Raw genomic sequence first — 18,113 nt, 5'->3', positions numbered from 1 at the left:
CCCTGGATCCCGGCTTCCGCCGGGATGACGAGTGGGAATGCTTTTATCCGAACGGCCAATCAATCCGCCGGGCCGATATGCCCGTCGCGGATCATCACTTCGGCGATCTGCACCGCGTTGAGCGCTGCGCCCTTGCGCAGGTTGTCGGCCACGATCCACAGGTTCAGGCCGTTCTCGACGGTGCTGTCCTCGCGGATGCGGCTGATGAAGACATTGTCCTCGCCGGCGATTTCAACCGGGGTGACATAGCCCTCGTCCTGGCGGTGATCGACGACGGAGATGCCGGAGAAGGCGCGCAGGGCCTTGCGGGCCTCGTCCGCCGTGATCGGGTTCTCGAACTCGATATTCACCGATTCCGAGTGGCCGATGAAGACCGGCACGCGCACGGCGGTGGCCGTCACTTTGATGGACGGGTCAAGGATCTTCTTGGTCTCCACCACCATCTTCCACTCTTCCTTCGTCATGCCATCGTCCATGAAGCTGTCGATATGCGGGATGACGTTGAAGGCGATCTGCTTGGTGAACTTCTTCTTTTCCACCGGATCATTGACATAGATGGCGCGGGTCTGGGTGAACAGTTCATCCATCGCCTCCTTGCCGCCGCCCGACACCGACTGGTAGGTGGAAACGACGACGCGGCGGATTTTCGCCAGATCATGCAGCGGCTTCAGCGCCACCACCATCTGGATGGTGGAGCAGTTGGGATTGGCGATGATGCCCTTCTTGCGCCAGCCGGCCAGATGGTGCGGATTGACCTCCGGCACGACCAGCGGCACATCGGGGTCCATGCGGAAATGGCTGGTATTGTCGATGACGCAGGCGCCGGCGGCGGCGGCACGCGGCGCGAACTGGGCCGACACCTTGGCACCGGGAGAGGACAGCACGAAATCGGTGCCGGAGAAGTCGAACTTGGCCAGATCCTGGACCTTCAGGACCTGATCCTCACCGAACGACACCTGCTGACCGACCGAGCGCTCCGACGCCAGGGCCACAATTTCGCCCACCGGGAAGTTCCGGTCGGCCAGCGTCTGCAGCATCTCCCGGCCGACATTGCCCGTGGCGCCAACGACAGCGACCTTGTAACCCATTTTCCCGGCCCTCAAATCAGTAGGATGAAACAGCGGGGCGAAGGCGCAACATCCGGCACCTTGACAAGCCCCGACGAACGCTTTGACTTATGCGTTGGGCAGCAAGATGGCAAGAAAATGACCTAAGCGCCCATGTGGCGGGAGGATTGCACCCATGGCACAGCGTGAGTACCAGACGTTCGAGGCCTTCTGGCCCTTCTATCTGCGCGAACATTCCAAGAAGGTGACGCGCGGTTTTCACTATGTGGGCAGCGCCATTGCGCTGGGTTGCCTGGCGATGTTCGGTGCCACGCTGGAGCCGCTCTGGCTGATCGGCATGCCCCTGTCGGGCTATTTCTTTGCCTGGATGTCCCACGCCCTGGTGGAGCATAACAAGCCCGCCACCTTCACCTATCCGCTCTGGTCGCTGATCGCCGATTACCGGATGTTCTTCCTGTTTGTGGCGGGCCGGCTGGGGCCGGAATTGCGCCGGGCCGGGATTGATGGTTAATTCCCCCTGACCTTTTCCGACCCCAGCCCCTAAGGAACGCGCGCGTGCCGTCCATTCAGGAGATCATCGCCCAGTCCATCAAGGACGCCGACAAGTCCTTCTTCAATGAGGATTACATGAAGCAGGCGAAATCGGTGGTCGATGCCCTGCGCAAATCGGGGCTGGAAGTGGTGCCGGTGAAACCGCCGGAGGAGCTGGTCACCTACGCGTCGGAGAACATCCCACTGGGCCGTCTGCGGCCCACGGATTTCATCCGCACCATGTACTCCACCATGGTGGCCAACGCCCGGAAGTTTGTCAGTTAAAGCCAAGGGTCATCATTTATGACCCTTGGTCCGGCGGCGACTGAGGGCGCAAAATTGACAACGCTGTTTTGCGACTGCGAAGCAAAACGAAAAGCTGTGGATATGATCCTTTGGCATTCTTACTTTGGTGTGCAAGCCTTTAAAGCTCTGGCATAGTGCCGATAGGGGTTTCTAAACCCCATCCCGTACCAGCGATAGGGAAGGTAGCGCAGGCTTGACGGCGGAAGCGGCACAACCGGCGGAACCGACCTGGCGACGCCCCTCGACCGAGGAGCTGCTGGAAGCTTTGCGCCGTCACGTCAAGCTGATGGAGGGCCGCATCGGCGGTCAGCGCGCCATTTTCGTGCTGTGCGACCTGCGCGGCGTCAACCTCTCCAACATGGACCTGCGCAGCGCTGAACTGACCGGGTCGCGCTTCGATCAGGCGCAGATGGTGAAGACACGGCTGATCGGGGCCAATCTGTTCGCTGCCGACCTGCGTCTGGCCAATTTGCAGCAGGCGGACCTGTCCAAGGCCGACATGCGCGGCATCACCATGCGCGGCGCCGACCTGACCAAGGCCAAGCTGCGCGACACCGATGTGCGCGAGGCGGTGCTGGCCGTCTATCGCGGCGGCAAGCCCCTGCCCCAGGCCTTTGATGGGCGCATCCCCAATCTGGCCGCTGTCATCGCCAACAATGCCGATTTCTCCGGCTCCAAGATGAACGGGGCCATCACGCTGAAGGCGGATTTCACCGATGCCAATCTGCGCCATGTCGATCTGCGCGGCGCCGATCTGCGCGGAGCCAACTTCAAGGGCGCCATGCTGGACGGCGCCAATCTTCAGGGCGCGCAGTTGCAGGAGGCGGATTTCGCGGGCGCCGTCCTGACCGACGCCATCCTGCGCGATGCCTTGGCCGAGGGGGCGAATTTCCGGGGCGCTATCCTGGACCCGCACGCCATGAACGATCTGAAGCGCACTGGCGCCCTGCTACCCGGCACCATGGACGGGGCCGAACCGGTGGAGGTGCTGCTGGCTGCCCATGCCGATTGGGTGGTGACCGCGGGGCGTAGTGGCAAGCGTGCCGATTTCAGCGGACGCGACCTTATGGGCCTGGACATGCGCGGGCGAAATGTCACGGCGGCAAAAATGCCTTACGCGCTGGCCCGTCGTTCCCTATGGACCAACGCCTGCATGGTCATGGCCGACCTGGAATGCACCGACATGCGCGACACCCAGATGGGCAGCGCCGATCTGCGCGGCGCCAACCTGGAACGCGCCCATCTGGGCGGGGCCTTCCTTCAGGGTGCCAACCTGACACCGCTGGTCAGCGCCGATATGCCCGACCGCCGCTGGCCCACCCGCCTGTCCGGTGCGCGATTCCAAGGGGCCGACCTGCGCAATGCCGACCTGCGCGGGGCCATCGCGCGGGGCACGGACTTTACCGGCGCCGATCTGCGCGGGGCCAAACTGGACGGGGCCGACCTTGAAGGGGCGACCTTTGCCCAGGCACGGCATGATTAAGGGGGACCTGTCCCCCCGCCCTCCTTGGAAGGACAGGGTGACAGGCCTCTTCATGCTGCTCAGTTCCCGGCCCATTGCGTCGGGTCGGTCGGATTGACCAGCGGCACCCACCACAAGGCGGCCGATGGCTGTGCGAACGAGTAGTCGAACGTCACATTGTACGACCACCCCTTCGGTACCGGCAGGACAGCGCTGTTGCACCCCAGCCAGGTATCGGCACCGGGATAGAAATTGACCGATGTCGCCGACATGGCAGCATCCGGACCCAGTGCCGTTCCGGTCGGCCCCATCTCGATCGTGCCGTATCCGATGGTCTGGTCGCAGTTCCGTCCGTCAATCACGAAGACCAGGAACCCATCGGTCGGCACGTTGGAAACCGTCAGGGGCAGAGCGCCGGGCTGCGGCGGGCCATAGGCCAGCGCCTGCTGCGCCGGCTGGAAGCATAAAGCGCCGGACAGGGGCGTCCACTGCGCCGCATAGGTGACGTCACCAAAGGTGGTGTCGCAGGTCAGCGTGTAGGTTTCACCATTGCAGATGGGCACCAGCACGCTTTCCTGCGGATAATGCACATCATCACCCGGATAGTAATGGATGGAGGCCGCCCCCCGCAGCAGACCATCGACCGTGACGGTGGCAGAACCACGGGCACCACTGCCGCCATATTTCAGCGACACCAGCAGAAAGCCGTCGCTGGTCGCTGCCAGGGTCAATGGCTCAGCCGTGGAGACAGACAGGCTGCTGGACGCCCCCAGAACGGATGCTTTGCCATCGGCCCGACCCAGGGCGAAGCTTTGGAACACGGGTAGCAGCGGGGTGCCAAAGGTCGTGGTCTGCGCCAGTTCCGCGCGCAGTCCCTGCTGCACCGGCAGCGCCAGGCTGGCCATCCAGGCATAGCGCTGATCCTGGCCATAAAGATGGCCAGAGGCATAGGCACAGGGCACCGCCACCGCATCCGCCGGGCCGACAGAACCGGTGGTATAGCCGCGCGCGCCATCCACGGCATAGTTGGTATAGGCCGTGAGGATCGTATCCACATTGTACTGGTTCAATGTCGATGCCCGGACAGGGTCGGGCGTGCTGATATGCGGGGTGTTCAGATAGACCCGCGCGGCGGCATCCATTGTCGCGACCCTGGTAGCCGCATCCGCGCCGGTGATCAGCGCCGACAAGGGCAATATATCCGGCGACAGTCCCGCCGTGCCCAGACCCAGCAACAGCACGGGATTGCTGTAGCAGGAGGCAAAGAACGAGGCGGGCTGGTCCGGCGCATAGGTGCCGCCAACCGCGCTGATGGTCGATGACATGTCGTCCTGATACTGATCCAAGTACTGGCTATCGCTGTAGCTGGCGCTGGCGCTGCCCGTAACCTTGCCAATCTCCGTCTGGAACGAGCCGGAGATAGCGGTCTGAAGTTTCGCGTGATCGGCGGCCTTCACCACGCTTTTGGAGATGGTGGTCGCCTTCGCCATGAACCCGCCAAACACACCAGAAACCAGGAAATAGGTCCCGTATTTCTGGAAAAAGGTGGCGTAGGCCTGATAGTCGTTGCTGGAGGTTATCGTGGCAGGCAGTGCTGCCAAATCGGCACTGAAGCCAGATGTCAGCGACGCCTGCGCCGCACCGCAATCACGCAGGATACTATAACATTGCTGCGACGCGAATGTCAGGAAATACTCCTTCGTCACATCACTGAAGAAGCTGGCACCATAGGTCAGCTTGCTGGAAAAATTGCCTGAATATTTTTGGCCATGCAGGCCAGCAGAAACAGCGACCGAGAATGAATATTTGAAATCAGAGACGGTCCGCATGAAATGTTCGGAATTACTATACCCGAACTCCGTACGCTCCATAAAGACCACCCCATCGGGGATGGAGCAGGGAACGCTGTTGAACTGGCTCTGGGTGCCATTCGCATAGGTCAATTGAAAGATCGGCTGCGTCAGGAAGGATGATTGCAGCGGATCAAAGCCGTTTGTCAGATACGGCATACAGTTCGGCGGGGGCAAAGGATTAGGCAAAGCGGTAGCAGCCGCGGAAGCGGCTTGGGCAGCGATAGACATGGTTGTTCCTTTCCAACGGCAAAGACCAGAGGCGGCTTTGCTGCTTGAGTGCCGTGCGGATAAAGAAAGGCGGCTCACATCTACGTTCTGTAGATGCGCCAAATGACCGCCTTGTCGTGAGACAGGCAGAAACTAACATTAACCATACACACTTGCAATCAATTTAACATTAAATGCATATGACTTTTATTTACCGGCACCAGAAAGGCCGACAGGTCATTGGCTGTCCACCAGCATCACCCAAGTTTCGCATACGCATAATCATAAAGATGCCGGAACCCCAGTTTTGCATAGAGGGCCAGGGCAGGCGCGTTGGCAGTGCCGACCTGGAGATAGGCACCCACCGCCCCTTCCCCCACAACGCGCGAGAGCATATCGGCCATCAACCGACGCGGCAGCCCCTGCCCCCGCCGGTCGGGCCGGCAGGCGACCTTGTAAAATCCGGCCCATCCGCGATCCAGGACGCAAAGGCAGGCCGCCACCGGCTCCCCATCCTGCCACAGCATCGCAAAGCGTGGGCGGGCGGCAATGCCGTTCAGGATGGACAGCAGGGCCGGCATCTCCGGCTCGGGCACAGGGACCATGCGGCGATAGGCATCCATCCAGGCCTGATCCAGCCTTTCCTGCACCCGCACCGCCGCATCCGGTGCCGCCGCCGTGATCCCATCCAGCGGACGGAACAGCACCAAGCTCTGGCTGGCGATGCCGTAACCCCGGTCCGCCAGCCGCAGCCCCAGGTCGGGCGGTGACAGGGGCGTCAGGCGGAATTGCGGCGGCAGTCCCTGACGGCGATATTCCGCCTCCACCATGTCGATGGTGGCATCGTCAATGGCGTTCATCGCCACCATGGCATTGGCCGAATTGGCCCGCCCCGTATGGCCGCCTGCGAAATACAGCGCCCAGCCCTTGTGAATAATGCGGCGCGGTGCCGGCCACGCCGTCATCGACAGGTCTTCCAACAGGGCAATATCGTCGATGCGATCGGGCGACAGCATAAATCGGCATCCTCTGGCGGCAAAACAGCAGGCGAACATGCTGCCATGCTGAAAAACAGGCAGGCCATGCCAAGGTCGGGGGGCGGACACCACGAATACCGCAGTGCCGAAGCGTTGACGAGACGGGGGGTTAGGCGTAAGTCACTTCGGCGATTTCTTTGTCTCATAAACCGCCGGTGGTCCCGCCACCGGACGTCAGCTCCCTTGGCGGGGGGAGGGCGTGGGCAAACCCCGGCCAGCACCAAGGACGAAAGAGAAATGACCGACACGCCTGCGGCCAAGCGGCAACGGCCCTTGTCCCCTCACCTGCAGGTCTACCGGCTGCCCTTGCCGGCCCTGACCTCCATCGCCCACCGCATCACCGGCGTGGGGCTGACCGTTGGCACGCTGCTGCTGGTCTGGTGGCTGGTCGCCGCCGCCGCAGGGCCGGATGCCTATGCGACGGCCAGCGGCTTCATCGCCTCGCCCATCGGCCTGTTGCTGATGTTCGGCTGGACGGCGGCGCTCTGGTACCACCTGCTGAACGGCCTGCGCCACCTGATCTGGGATGGTGCGAAGATGCTGACCCTGGAACAATCCTATTCCAGCGCCAAGTTGGTCATCGGCGGCGCCGTCGTGGCGACCGTGGTGACCTGGGTCGTGGCTTTCGCGGTCTGACGGGGGACATGATGGCTAACGATACCAACAGCTTCCGCACGCCCATCGGCCGCGCCCGCGGTCTGGGTTCCGCCAAGACGGGCGCACAGGCCTGGCTGGGCTACCGCATCGCGTCCGCCGCCCTGGCGGTGCTGACGATCCTGTTCATCATCCTGGTGATCAGCCTGATCGGCGCACCGTATGAGGAGGTGGTCGCCACCTTCAAGCATCCGTGCCCGGTCATCCTGACCGTTCTGTTCCTGGGCTTCCTGTTTCATCATGCCGCATACGGTATGCAAGAAGTCTACGAGGACTATATCCACGGGAAGCTGGCGAAGGTCTTCGCCATCGGCGCCACCAAGCTGGTGGCCCTGGCCCTTTTCCTCGCCGGCGCTTTTGCCGTCCTGAAGATCGCTTTCGGAGCCTGACATCATGGCGACCGCTTACAAGATCATCGACCACGAATATGACGTGGTTGTCGTCGGCGCCGGTGGCGCCGGCCTGCGCGCCACCTTCGGCATGGCCGAAAAGGGGCTGAAGACCGCCTGCATCACCAAGGTGTTCCCCACCCGCAGCCACACCGTGGCGGCCCAGGGCGGCATCTCGGCGGCCCTTGGCAACATGGGTGATGACGACTGGCGCTACCACATGTACGACACCGTCAAGGGGTCGGACTGGCTGGGCGACCAGGACGCCATCGAATACATGGTGCGCGAGGCCATCCCCGCCATCATCGAGCTGGAACACCAGGGCGTGCCGTTCAGCCGTACCGCTGAAGGCAAGATCTATCAGCGCGCGTTCGGCGGCATGACCACCGAATACGGCAAGGGTCAGGCTTACCGCACCTGTGCGGCCGCCGACCGTACCGGCCACGCCATGCTGCATACGCTGTATCAGCAGAGCCTGCGTCACCATGCCGAATTCTTTATCGAGTATTTCGCCCTCGACCTGCTGATGGACGAGGAAGGCGTGTGCCGGGGCGTGCTGGCCTGGAACCTGGACGATGGCACCATCCATCGCTTCCGTGGTCACCAGACCGTTCTGGCCACCGGCGGCTATGGCCGTGCCTATTTCTCCGCCACCTCGGCCCATACCTGCACTGGCGACGGCGGCGGCATGGTGCTGCGCGCCGGCCTGCCCTTGCAGGACATGGAATTCGTGCAGTTCCACCCGACGGGCATCTACGGCTCCGGCTGTCTGATCACCGAGGGTGCGCGCGGCGAAGGCGGGTACCTGACCAACAGCGCCGGTGAGCGTTTCATGGAGCGTTACGCCCCGTCCGCCAAGGACCTGGCCAGCCGCGACGTGGTCAGCCGTTCGATGACCATCGAAATCCGTGAAGGTCGCGGTGTCGGTCCCAACAAGGACCATATCCACCTGCACCTGGAGCATCTGGCGCCCGACGTCATCCATGCCCGCCTGCCCGGCATCGCCGAAAGCGCGCGCGTATTTGCCGGCGTGGACGTGACGAAGGAGCCGATCCCGGTTCTGCCGACCGTTCACTACAACATGGGCGGCATCCCCACGAATTATCGTGGCGAGGTCATCCGTCCCACCGCCGAAAACCCCGATCAGGTCGTCCCCGGCCTGATGGCTATCGGCGAGGCGGCTTGCGTGTCGGTGCATGGTGCCAACCGCCTGGGTTCCAACTCCCTGCTCGACCTCGTGGTGTTTGGCCGCTCCGCCGCCATCCGCGCGGCGGAGATCGTGCAGAAGGGCGCCCCGCACAAGACCATTTCCAACGACAGCACCGATAAGGCGCTGGCCCGTCTGGACAAGGCCCGCTTTGCCAAGGGCGGCACCCGCGTCGCCCATCTGCGTCTTGAGATGCAGAAGATCATGCAGAATAACTGCGCGGTCTTCCGCACCGGTGAGGTGCTGGACGAAGGCGTGGAGCTGATGAAGAACGTCTGGGCCAAGCGCCCGGATGTGCAGGTCAGCGACACCTCCATGATCTGGAACAGCGATCTGGTGGAAGCGCTGGAACTGGACAATCTGATGTACCAGGCCGTCGCCACCATCAATTCCGGTGCCAACCGCAAGGAATCCCGTGGCGCCCATGCGCGTGAGGATTATAGCGAGCGTGACGACGAGAATTGGATGAAGCACACCACCGTCTGGGTGGATGAGACGGGTAAGTCGACCATCGATTACCGCCCCGTCCATCTCTACACCCTGACGAACGAGGTGGAAGTGTTCCCGCCGAAGAAGCGCGTCTACTAAGTCACGATCTGAGAGGGCTTCATCCATGGCTGAATTCTCCCTGCCCGCCAACTCGAAGGTCGTGCCCGGCAAGACCGTCAAGTCGGCTTCTGCGGATGCCAAGCGCACCCGCACCTTCCGCATCTACCGCTACGATCCGGACTCGGGCGAAAACCCGCGTGAAGACAAGTACGAGATCGACCTGGACAAGTGCGGTCCGATGGTTCTGGACGCGCTGATCCACATCAAGAACGATGTGGACAGCACGCTGACCTTCCGCCGTTCCTGCCGTGAGGGCATCTGCGGCTCCTGCGCGATGAATATCGACGGGCGCAACACGCTGGCCTGCCTGAAGCCGATCGACGAGGTGAAGGGCGACGTCAAGATCTACCCGCTGCCGCATCAGCCGGTGGTGAAGGATCTTGTCCCCGACCTGAACCAGAACTACGCGCAGTTGGCTTCCATCAAGCCCTGGCTGCAGACGCAGAGCACCGCCCCCTCGCGCGAACGGCTGCAAAGCCCAGAAGAGCGTGAGAAGCTGGATGGTCTCTACGAATGCATCCTGTGCTTCTGCTGCACGACGTCGTGCCCCAGCTACTGGTGGAATGGCGACCGGTATCTGGGTCCGGCGGTTCTGTTGCAGGCCTATCGCTTCATCGCCGACAGCCGCGATGAAATGACGGGCGAGCGTCTGGACGCGCTGGAGGACCCGTTCCGCCTCTATCGCTGCCACACCATCATGAACTGCACCCAGACCTGCCCCAAGGGTTTGAACCCCGCCAAGGCCATCGCCGAAATCAAGAAGCTGATGGCCGCCCGCGCCGCATAACGCGTCACGGATGGTTGGAAATGAAAAGGCCGGCGGGATCACTCCCGGCGGCCTTTTTCATGACCGGCATCAATGCCGTTCAGTTGGGTACAGCCTGCGTCAGCACCCCGTCCGTGATGGTGCAGCGCAGGGTCCGGCGCTGCGGCGCTTCGAACGCGTCCTTGCGGCTGGCCATGGTGAAAGGCTGCTGTACCGTCTGGACATTGCCGTTGGTCGACAGTTCCGGCAGGTCGAAGGCGATGCGATACCGGTCACCGAACGACCGGTCCACCTCCCGCCGGCAGATATCGGTGGCGGTACGGGGCGCACGGTAATTCCCGTTCTCATACTCCCCGTCATTGACATTGATGGAACAGGCCCCCAGCAGCCCGCCGGCGGACAGGGCCAGAAAGGCGAACGCAGATGCACGGACCAGACGCGACATGAAAAATCCCCCCGTTGGATCGAAACCGGGGGGATCATGGAAGCCGCGCCGGGGCCACCGCAAGCAGCGTTACCCCGGCGTTACCAACTGAATTCATTGCGAAATGGAAAGCATGCGGCGCCGCGTTATTGTAACTGGATGGTGCCAGTTACCCCGCCTTGGCCCGCACCTTGAACGTCATGCCAAGCACGGCCGACATCTGGTGCAGATACTTCACATCCGCCTCGGTCCAGTCCTTGATCACGCCGCAATGCTCACAGCACAGAACCGCGATGGGGCTGGCCCCTTCCAGGATCACGAAATCCAGAAGCGAGCGGATATCCAGCGGCGTGAAGTAGATTTCGTCAAAGCAGGAGGTGGCGGGATGATGTTCGGCATCCGGAGCCACGATCTTCAGGTCGCGCTTGATGGCGTCGAAATATTGCGGAAAATCGTCTTCCGACAGGGTGACGCCGCTGCTGAAAGTGCCGTCACGGCTGTCGAACAGGCACTGGCTGGTGATGGCATCCTTCACGCCATTGAACAGCCAGATGGAGGCGCGGCTGGACCCGACATGCTCCACAATATCCTGACAGATGGCGCGATAGAGATCGTCCAGCGTATCGGGGTTGGCACGAAAAGCGGTCAGGGCGGCGCGGGCGCGGTCCATGGTCTGTTTCCTTGATTGCTGCGGTGCATCAAGGTTAACAAGCGGCCCGACAAAACGCAGCCTATGCGGGCGTATAGGTCGTCAGGTCTGTGCCGCCACCAGCCCCACAATGTCGATCGACAGCACCACCTCGCCCGCCTGGTTCCACATCTCCCGGCGGAACTTCACGATCCCCCGCCCGCCCTTGCGCGACGGGGTCAGTTCCAGGATCGTGTCGGTCAGGGTCAACTCATCCCCTGCCCTGACCGGCTTCTGGAACTTCAGCATCCAGTCGAACCCGCCCAGGAAGGCCCAGGGCTTGCCATCCTTGGCCATGGTCTCATGACCCAGGATATAGGAAAGCGAGATCGTGTAGCCGCCGCTGGCGATCAAACCGCCGAAATGCGTCTGTGCCGCCGCGTCCTCATCCACATGGAAATCCCAGGGATCATAGCGGCGGGCGTAGTCCAGCATTGCCTCGCGGTCCACGGTCAGGGTGCTGGAGCGCTGCACCTCGCCCACGGCCAGATCATCGAACCAGGTGCGGTTATCCGTCACGATGCAGCCGCATCCCCGCCATCCTCGGCGCGTTGATGCTTCATGATCACCGGGATCTGGGCCATGGAGAAGACGAGCGACAGCGGCATGATGCCGAAGACCTTGAAATTCACCCACATCTCCGTACCGAAATTCCGCCAGACCACTTCGTTCAGCACGGCCAGAACCAAGAAGAACCAGGCCCAGCGGACCGTCAGGATGCGCCAGCCTTCGTCCGTCAGGTCCAGGGCCGCGCCCAGCACCACCTTCAACAGGTTACGCTTCATGGCCATGCCGACGAACAGGCTGGCGGACAGCAGCAGATTGACGACCGTCGGCTTGATCTTGATGAACAGCTCATCATTCAGCCACAGCGTTAGGCCGCCAAACACCAGCACGAAGAAACAGCCCACCAGCGGCATCACCGGCAGGCGGCGTTCCAGCAGCCAGTTGACGGTCAGCGCCACCACGGTGGCAACCATGAACACGCCCGTACCGACCATCAGGCCGTAACGGGTGTTGATGACGAAGAACAGGGCCAGCGGCCCCGCTTCGAGGGCGAGTTTCAGCAGCGGATTCATGAGGGAAAGCATGTACCCGGAACCGCGCCGACACGCCAGCCCCGGTTTCTATCGTACTGCGGCGAAACATCGCTTTCCCCGCGGCGCCGGAACGGGTAAAGGCGAGGTGTCAGCAAGCACATGACGCGGGGGAGAAGGCCGATGATACGCGCCTACCGCATGATCGAGGGTCGAAACGAACCGCTGGACGGCGTGCCGTCGGTGGAGGCTTTGCGACAGGCCTGCTGGATCGACCTGAATGCACCCAGCACCGCCGACCGGCAACTGGTGGAACAGACCTTCGGGATCGAGCTTCCGACCCGCGAAGAGATGCGGGAGATCGAGCTGTCGAGCCGCGTCTATCGCGAGGCGGGCGGCGCCTTCATGACGGCCACGGTCCTGTGCCGCGCGGATGCGCCCGTGCCGGAAACGATGGACATCACCTTCGTCCTGACGGGCGATACCCTGATCACCCTGCGCTTTGATGATCCCAAGCCCTTCTACGGCTTCCACAATCAGGTGACGAAGCAGGGTGTGCGGCTGGACAATGGTATCTCCAGCTTCCTGGCATTGCTGGATGCCATCCTGGACCGCATCGCCGACGTGTTGGAAGGGGCGGGCCGCGACGTGACGGCGGTGGCCCGCGAACTGCTGATCGAGGGGCATACGGGTCATCTGAATTCCGATCAGCAGCATCTGCTGCTAAAGCGGATCGCGCGCGCCCATGATCTGACGGCCAAGGCGCGGGAAAGCCTGGTTACCCTGACCCGCATCATCGCCTTCACGGGCACGGTGCGCGAACTGGCCAATGAAAAGACCCTGCGGGCGCGCCTGAAGACGCTGAGCCAGGATGCGCAGTCGCTGGCCGATTACACCGCCTTCCTGTCCTCCAACATCGCGTTTCAGCTGGATGCGCTGCTGGGCGTGGTGGGGATTGAGCAGAATAATATCGTGAAGATTTTCTCGGTCGCGGCGGTGGTGTTCCTGCCGCCGACCCTGGTGGCCAGCATCTATGGCATGAACTTCCATTTCATGCCGGAACTGGACTGGCCCTTTGGCTATCCACTGGCCATCGCCCTGATGATCATCTCGGTCATCGTGCCGTTCTTATATTTCAAGCGGCGGGGCTGGCTGTAATGACACCTGTCGCATGCGCTTGCGCTTATGCGACCTGCGGTAAATCGCCGGCTTCGTAGGTCGCATAAGGGCGAAGCCCGCATGCGACACAGCCCCTACGCCGCCGCCTGCTTGCCCAAAAACGCCTCATGCGTCGGCATGCTGTCTGCTGCCTGCCGGATACGTGCCCGCATGGTCGCCATCCGGTCGCGCACCGCCGGCAACGGGTGCAGATCGACCAGCGGGTCATAGGTTTCGGGCATGATCCCCTGCCCGATCATCACCGCGATCCAGCTGGTGTCGGTGAACAGGGCGCGGGCCCGCGTCGATACCCGGCCCCGTCGGCGGAACAGGTCGATCCGGCTTTTTAAACTGTCGGGAATATCCATGGTCCGGCAATGATTCCAGAAGCTGCTGTCCGACCGTTCCGTCACGTGATAGTGCAGGATCAGGAAGTCGCGCACGGCCTCAAACTCCCCCTGCGCCAGGGCGTTATATTCACGCACCTCCGCCCCGTCGATCTGACGACCGGGGAAGAAATCCAGCAGTTTGGTGATGCCCGTCTGGATCAGGTGGATCGACGTGCTTTCCAGCGGCTCCAGGAAGCCTGACGCCAGACCCAGCGACAGGCAGTTCTTGACCCAGGCCTGTTTGCGCCGCCCCGTGACGAAGCGCAGCAACTTCGGTTCGGCCAGCGCCTGCCCGTCAATATTGGCCAGCAGCACCTCGCGCGCCCGTTCCTCGCTGACATGGGCGCTGCTGAAGACATGGCCATTGCCGACCCGGTGGCGCAGGGGGATGCGCCATTGCCACCCGGCCTCCCGCGCGGTGGAGCGGGTGAAGGGCGTGATACGGCCATCGCCCGATGACGGCACGGCCCAGGCCCGATCGCACGGCAGCCAGTGCGTCCAATCCTCATACCCGGCCTTCAGGGCTTTTTCGATCAGCAGGCCGGTAAAGCCAGTGCAGTCGATGAAGAAATCCGCCGCCAGCCGCTCCCCACCATCACAGATCACGGCCTCGACAAACCCGTCTTCCCCGCGCAGGGCCACATCCACCACCTTACGGTCCAGGCGAATAACGCCCAGGCGTTCGGCATAGCGGCGCAGATAGTCGGCATAGAGGCTGGCATCGAAATGATAGGCGGAACCGACCACCGACATGATGTTGCGCGGGTCGGTGACTGGCGCCATATAGCGCCCCTGCTCCGCCATGATGGTGCAGAGCGAATAATCCTCCAGCCGCCCGCCCTCGCCCATGGCGTTCAGGCGCAGCCAGTATTGGTGGGTGTAATTGGCATCCAGGCTGGCGCCATGCACCCCGAACGGGTGGAAATAGGAGTGGTTCAGCCGGGTCCAGTCGCGGAATTCAATGCCCAGCTTATAGGTGCCCTGGGTATGGCGCAGGAAATCCGCCTCATCCAGGCCCAGCATATGGTTGAAGCCCCGGATGGCGGGGATCGTCGCCTCCCCCACGCCCACGGTGCCGATGGCACTGCTTTCCACCAGTTGGATGCGCGTATGGCGCCCGACGGCACGGGCCAGTGCGGCGGCGGCCATCCACCCGGCCGTACCACCCCCGACAATCAGGATGCTGCCCGGAAGATTGCCCGCCATGCCCGGTTTCCTTCCCCAGATGGCACCTGTTATCGGCGCCTTGTTCTTTGATAAATTTCCAAACGCCCCTCGCCCGTCTGATGGGCGAGGGGCAATAATCACTCTACTCTACCTCACTCCGCTCCCAGCTTGAACCGGACGCCCGCCATGATGCGCTGCGAACCGGAGCTGTAGGTGAAGGGCAGGTTACCGAACTGCAGGTACTGGCTCTGGTCTTCCTTGGTCAGGTTGACCGCTTCCAGGGTCAGGCCGATCTGCTCGGTGACCTGATAGCCGATCTGCGCATCCAGCTGGCCGTAGGAACGGTTCCAGATACCCAGCGTACGGGTGGTAGCACCGTCCGAGAAGCCGAAATTGCCCGCGAACGACTTGTTACGCCAGGTGTAGGAGACGCGCGCCTCCAGACCCTCATACTCGTAATAGACCTGACCATTGAAGGCGTGCTTGGCCACGCCGGGGATGGGCAGACCCTTGTCGAAATCGTTGAGGATCGGCGACTTGCTGTCGGAGAACGTATAGTTCACGTTGAAACCGGCGCCGAAATCAAAGGCATACTGGGCAGCCAGTTCAAAGCCCTTGATGCGGCCACCCTCGCCATTGACTGGGCGGGCGATGGGGGTGTTGCGCCCACCGGCCTGATCCATGACGAATTCGGGCTTGGTTTCGCTGCCGATGAAGCTGTCCACTTCCTTCCAGAAGCCGACGGCGGACACCAGACCCTGGCTGCCGAAATAATATTCGTAGCCCAGGTCAAACTGCGAGGCGCGGAACGGGTCCAGATCGGGGTTGCCGGCGGAACCGTTGGTGGCTTCGAACAGGTTGGTGGTCGGGTTGCGGGTGAAGTCGACGCGGAAACCACGGCCCAGATCGAACAGGTTCTGGCGGGCAACGACGCGCGAGGCGGCGAAGCGCACCTTCTGGCCCTCATCCAGGTCGAAGACCATGTTCAGGCTGGGCAGGATGTCCGTGTAGGACCGCTCATTGGCGATGGTCTCGCTGTCACGCAGAACGCCGTTCCAGCTGTCGGTACCCAGATAAACCGGGTCCGGATCGGTGGCGCGGTTCTGATAGACGGTGAGGTTGGTGTGGATCAGGCGGGCGCCGACATTGATGTGATAACCCTCGCCCGGATCGCCGATATCGGCCATCAGGTAACCGGAATGGGTGCTCTCCTTCACGCGGAAGCTTTCCAGCGGCTCCTCGTAGAAGGCGAACGGCAGGGTCGGATACAGCGACTGGATCCATTCCGCCCCATTCTTCATCTGGCTGCGATCCTGGACCTGGATCTTGCCGCCGACCATGTCGCCGGAGGAGAAGAAGTTGTTGATCGTCTCCACGCGGCCCGACGAACCCGTGAAGGTCTGGAACGGGGTCAGGACCGGGGCGGAATTGCCGAAGCGGTTGTTACAGCGGTTGGGAATACCCGGCGTGCCGGCGGGCAGTTCGCACGACTTGAAGCCGATGGCGCCATCCATGAAGTAGCCATAGGGCGTCCACTTCTGACCGAACTTGGTGCCATCCAGTTCGCCACGGCCGGACAGGTTGGCCAGATAACGGCCACGCGTATAGTCGACATCGCGCGAGGCATAGCGATAGCCGCCCGTCAGGGTGACATTGCCGGCGGGGATGAATTCCGGATCATATTCGCCGTCGGCGCGGACCGAATAATTCTCCAGATCGGCACGATCACCGAACACCCAGTGCGACTTGAAATAGCCATAGGCCGGGTTGGTGTACAGGTCCGGCGTGGTGGCCAGCGTCATCGACGGCAGCGTGCCGTTGCCATTGCTGTAGTTGAAGCGGTAATTGGCCGGGGCCGCCGGATTGGCCGGCTTGTGGCTGAAACCGGTCGGGCTGGTCGGGTCGGCCGTCGGCACGCTGTACTGCGTGTAACGGACGTCGTTGTTAGCGCTGTCAGAGAACAGATCGGCCTTGGCATAGGCACCGCGCAGAGAGCCGCGGAAATTGCCGCCGCCATCATATTTCAGCTTCAGGCCGAAATTGTCGCTGTCGATCTGGGAATTCTGGACATAGGAGATGGCTTCCGCTGAATTGGCGATCAGGGTGCCGTTGATCAGCACGCCGTTCTCGTCAATCGTGTACGGCTTGGTGGTGTCCAGGCCGGGGCTTTCAATAGCGAACGGGAACTTCACCGACGCTTCGGACGTCAGGATGTCCAGTTCGGAATGGAACCACTCACCCGACACTTCTACGCTGTCGGACAGCTGCACGGCACCGGCCAGCGAACCGCCAATACGCTTGCGGCTCTGCTCGCGGTCGGTCGCATAGCGATATTCCGGCGCGTAATAGTTCTTGGTAACGGTGGCCTTGTCACCACGGTCGGCAAAGCGCCAGTTGCCGCGGTTCTGACCACCCAGAACGTCCGTCTGGCTGTTCTGCTTGTCATAGGACAGGGTGGCGATGAAGGCCGCCTTGTCGTCCCAGTTGTAACCCAGCGCCAGCGCGCCCAGCGGCTTCCAGCCGCCATCGGCACCCGACGACTTGGCCCCGCGCACGTTACCGGCGATGGTGTAGCCCTGGTCGAGATCCAGCGGGTTGCGGGTCTTCAGGTTGACCGTACCGCCCAGGCCGCCTTCCAGCAGGCGGGCGTTCGGCGACTTGTAGACATCCACGCCACCCAGCAGTTCGGACGGCACACCCTCAAGGCTGTCATTGTTACGGGTCTGGCCTTCACCCAGGGTGAAAATCTCCAGGCCGGTCAGGAAAATCTCGTCGTTCAGCAGCGTGACATTCTGGTCCAGACCACGGATGCGGACCTTGGTGCCCTGGCCATTGTCACGGTCGATCTGCACACCCGACAGGCGCTGCAGGCTTTCCGCGATGTTCTGGTCCGGGAACTTGCCCATATCCTCGGCGGTGATGGACTCGATGATCTCGTTGGAATTGCGCTTGGTCTGCAGCGCATTGGCCAGCGAGGCGCGGAAACCGGTAACGATGATCTCTTCCAACGTGCCTTCGGCGGCCGGGGCCGACGGGGCTGGCGCCTGCTGCGCCAGGGCCGGCATGGCGGTCGCCAGCGCGATGGCAGCAACAGAACCCAGATAGAATCCGGGCTTAGACTTGACTGACATTTTTTACCTCCCGTAAGGATTTAGCCCAAAT

17 protein-coding genes are annotated in these 18,113 nt (G+C 62.3%); 8 read left to right on the top strand and 9 right to left on the bottom strand.

All coding sequences use genetic code 11. From position 1 onward, the window contains the following. Nucleotides 1–59: 59 nt before the first annotated feature. Nucleotides 60–1,088: an aspartate-semialdehyde dehydrogenase gene (locus ACT6Q8_RS02270; protein WP_444732503.1), complete on the bottom strand. Its 1,029-nt coding sequence runs from the start codon at nucleotides 1,086–1,088 to the stop codon at nucleotides 60–62. A gap of 154 nt (nucleotides 1,089–1,242) precedes the next feature. Here ACT6Q8_RS02270 and ACT6Q8_RS02265 point away from each other — a divergent pair, with 154 nt between their 5' ends. The 3 genes from ACT6Q8_RS02265 to ACT6Q8_RS02255 all read left to right on the top strand — a co-directional run bounded on the left by ACT6Q8_RS02265 (nucleotide 1,243) and on the right by ACT6Q8_RS02255 (nucleotide 3,387). Then, nucleotides 1,243–1,578: a DUF962 domain-containing protein gene (locus tag ACT6Q8_RS02265; RefSeq protein WP_054167022.1), complete on the top strand. Its 336-nt coding sequence runs from the start codon at nucleotides 1,243–1,245 to the stop codon at nucleotides 1,576–1,578. Between the two features lie 44 nt (nucleotides 1,579–1,622). Further along, nucleotides 1,623–1,883, top strand: coding sequence for a hypothetical protein (locus tag ACT6Q8_RS02260; protein WP_054167021.1), 261 nt, complete (start codon nucleotides 1,623–1,625; stop codon nucleotides 1,881–1,883). Between the two features lie 214 nt (nucleotides 1,884–2,097). After that, the gene (locus tag ACT6Q8_RS02255) at nucleotides 2,098–3,387 is read left to right on the top strand and encodes a pentapeptide repeat-containing protein (RefSeq protein ID WP_054167020.1); all 1,290 of its coding nucleotides are present in this window, start codon (nucleotides 2,098–2,100) and stop codon (nucleotides 3,385–3,387) included. Between the two features lie 59 nt (nucleotides 3,388–3,446). Here ACT6Q8_RS02255 and ACT6Q8_RS02250 read toward each other — a convergent pair whose 3' ends face one another. Together ACT6Q8_RS02250 and ACT6Q8_RS02245 are read right to left on the bottom strand one after the other, a co-directional pair. Next, nucleotides 3,447–5,375, bottom strand: a complete 1,929-nt coding sequence (locus ACT6Q8_RS02250) for an MAC/perforin domain-containing protein (protein ID WP_444732502.1) — start codon at nucleotides 5,373–5,375, stop codon at nucleotides 3,447–3,449. Nucleotides 5,376–5,683: 308 nt separating this feature from the next. Next, entirely contained in the window at nucleotides 5,684–6,442 is a 759-nt protein-coding gene (locus tag ACT6Q8_RS02245; protein WP_444732501.1) for a GNAT family N-acetyltransferase, read from the bottom strand. 258 nt (nucleotides 6,443–6,700) lie between these two features. Between ACT6Q8_RS02245 and sdhC the strand changes: the two genes are divergently transcribed. The 4 genes from sdhC to ACT6Q8_RS02225 are packed head-to-tail and all read left to right on the top strand — an operon-like array spanning nucleotide 6,701 to nucleotide 10,109. Continuing rightward, the gene (sdhC, locus tag ACT6Q8_RS02240) at nucleotides 6,701–7,099 is read left to right on the top strand and encodes a succinate dehydrogenase, cytochrome b556 subunit (protein WP_054167017.1); all 399 of its coding nucleotides are present in this window, start codon (nucleotides 6,701–6,703) and stop codon (nucleotides 7,097–7,099) included. A gap of 8 nt (nucleotides 7,100–7,107) precedes the next feature. Further along, a complete protein-coding gene (gene sdhD / locus ACT6Q8_RS02235) occupies nucleotides 7,108–7,506 on the top strand; it encodes a succinate dehydrogenase, hydrophobic membrane anchor protein (RefSeq protein WP_444732500.1) in 399 nt (132 codons plus the stop codon). Nucleotides 7,507–7,510: 4 nt separating this feature from the next. Further along, entirely contained in the window at nucleotides 7,511–9,301 is a 1,791-nt protein-coding gene (sdhA, locus tag ACT6Q8_RS02230) for a succinate dehydrogenase flavoprotein subunit (protein WP_444732499.1), read from the top strand. Between the two features lie 25 nt (nucleotides 9,302–9,326). Next, nucleotides 9,327–10,109, top strand: a complete 783-nt coding sequence (locus ACT6Q8_RS02225) for a succinate dehydrogenase iron-sulfur subunit (RefSeq protein ID WP_054167015.1) — start codon at nucleotides 9,327–9,329, stop codon at nucleotides 10,107–10,109. Between the two features lie 79 nt (nucleotides 10,110–10,188). On the opposite strand, the gene ACT6Q8_RS02220 is transcribed toward ACT6Q8_RS02225, so the two are convergent. The 4 genes from ACT6Q8_RS02220 to ACT6Q8_RS02205 all read right to left on the bottom strand — a co-directional run bounded on the left by ACT6Q8_RS02220 (nucleotide 10,189) and on the right by ACT6Q8_RS02205 (nucleotide 12,291). Beyond that, a complete protein-coding gene (locus ACT6Q8_RS02220; RefSeq protein WP_444732498.1) occupies nucleotides 10,189–10,533 on the bottom strand; it encodes a hypothetical protein in 345 nt (114 codons plus the stop codon). Between the two features lie 148 nt (nucleotides 10,534–10,681). Next, nucleotides 10,682–11,182: a GAF domain-containing protein gene (locus ACT6Q8_RS02215; RefSeq protein ID WP_444732497.1), complete on the bottom strand. Its 501-nt coding sequence runs from the start codon at nucleotides 11,180–11,182 to the stop codon at nucleotides 10,682–10,684. An 81-nt stretch (nucleotides 11,183–11,263) separates the two neighbouring features. Continuing rightward, entirely contained in the window at nucleotides 11,264–11,719 is a 456-nt protein-coding gene (locus tag ACT6Q8_RS02210) for a MaoC/PaaZ C-terminal domain-containing protein (RefSeq protein WP_444732496.1), read from the bottom strand. Continuing rightward, on the bottom strand, nucleotides 11,716–12,291 hold the full coding sequence (locus ACT6Q8_RS02205) for a septation protein A (protein WP_444732495.1): 576 nt from the start codon (nucleotides 12,289–12,291) through the stop codon (nucleotides 11,716–11,718). Before ACT6Q8_RS02205 ends, ACT6Q8_RS02210 begins: the two co-directional genes overlap by 4 nt. Nucleotides 12,292–12,420: 129 nt before the next feature. Here ACT6Q8_RS02205 and ACT6Q8_RS02200 point away from each other — a divergent pair, with 129 nt between their 5' ends. After that, the gene (locus tag ACT6Q8_RS02200) at nucleotides 12,421–13,395 is read left to right on the top strand and encodes a magnesium transporter CorA family protein (RefSeq protein WP_054167010.1); all 975 of its coding nucleotides are present in this window, start codon (nucleotides 12,421–12,423) and stop codon (nucleotides 13,393–13,395) included. A 95-nt stretch (nucleotides 13,396–13,490) separates the two neighbouring features. On the opposite strand, the gene ACT6Q8_RS02195 is transcribed toward ACT6Q8_RS02200, so the two are convergent. Both ACT6Q8_RS02195 and ACT6Q8_RS02190 read right to left on the bottom strand, forming a co-directional pair. Continuing rightward, nucleotides 13,491–14,990, bottom strand: coding sequence for a tryptophan halogenase family protein (locus tag ACT6Q8_RS02195; protein ID WP_444732494.1), 1,500 nt, complete (start codon nucleotides 14,988–14,990; stop codon nucleotides 13,491–13,493). Nucleotides 14,991–15,103: 113 nt separating this feature from the next. After that, complete coding sequence (locus tag ACT6Q8_RS02190) at nucleotides 15,104–18,082, bottom strand: TonB-dependent receptor (RefSeq protein ID WP_444732493.1); 2,979 nt, start codon at nucleotides 18,080–18,082, stop codon at nucleotides 15,104–15,106. Between the last annotated feature and the right edge of the window lie 31 nt (nucleotides 18,083–18,113).

It is taken from the genome of Niveispirillum sp. (genome assembly GCF_052437035.1).
Classification (GTDB): Bacteria; Pseudomonadota; Alphaproteobacteria; order Azospirillales; family Azospirillaceae; genus Niveispirillum.
This window is presented reverse-complemented; position numbering and strand designations above follow the sequence as displayed.

Coding starts and splice junctions, on each gene's coding strand:
- ACT6Q8_RS02270 (WP_444732503.1), bottom strand. CDS start 1,088: ATGGGTTACAAGGTCGCTGTCGTTGGCGCCACGGGCAATGTCGGCCGG.
- ACT6Q8_RS02265 (WP_054167022.1), top strand. CDS start 1,243: ATGGCACAGCGTGAGTACCAGACGTTCGAGGCCTTCTGGCCCTTCTAT.
- ACT6Q8_RS02250 (WP_444732502.1), bottom strand. CDS start 5,375: ATGCCGTATCTGACAAACGGCTTTGATCCGCTGCAATCATCCTTCCTG.
- ACT6Q8_RS02245 (WP_444732501.1), bottom strand. CDS start 6,442: ATGCTGTCGCCCGATCGCATCGACGATATTGCCCTGTTGGAAGACCTG.
- sdhC (WP_054167017.1), top strand. CDS start 6,701: ATGACCGACACGCCTGCGGCCAAGCGGCAACGGCCCTTGTCCCCTCAC.
- sdhD (WP_444732500.1), top strand. CDS start 7,108: ATGATGGCTAACGATACCAACAGCTTCCGCACGCCCATCGGCCGCGCC.
- sdhA (WP_444732499.1), top strand. CDS start 7,511: ATGGCGACCGCTTACAAGATCATCGACCACGAATATGACGTGGTTGTC.
- ACT6Q8_RS02225 (WP_054167015.1), top strand. CDS start 9,327: ATGGCTGAATTCTCCCTGCCCGCCAACTCGAAGGTCGTGCCCGGCAAG.
- ACT6Q8_RS02220 (WP_444732498.1), bottom strand. CDS start 10,533: ATGTCGCGTCTGGTCCGTGCATCTGCGTTCGCCTTTCTGGCCCTGTCC.
- ACT6Q8_RS02215 (WP_444732497.1), bottom strand. CDS start 11,182: ATGGACCGCGCCCGCGCCGCCCTGACCGCTTTTCGTGCCAACCCCGAT.
- ACT6Q8_RS02205 (WP_444732495.1), bottom strand. CDS start 12,291: ATGCTTTCCCTCATGAATCCGCTGCTGAAACTCGCCCTCGAAGCGGGG.
- ACT6Q8_RS02200 (WP_054167010.1), top strand. CDS start 12,421: ATGATACGCGCCTACCGCATGATCGAGGGTCGAAACGAACCGCTGGAC.
- ACT6Q8_RS02195 (WP_444732494.1), bottom strand. CDS start 14,990: ATGGCGGGCAATCTTCCGGGCAGCATCCTGATTGTCGGGGGTGGTACG.
- ACT6Q8_RS02190 (WP_444732493.1), bottom strand. CDS start 18,082: ATGTCAGTCAAGTCTAAGCCCGGATTCTATCTGGGTTCTGTTGCTGCC.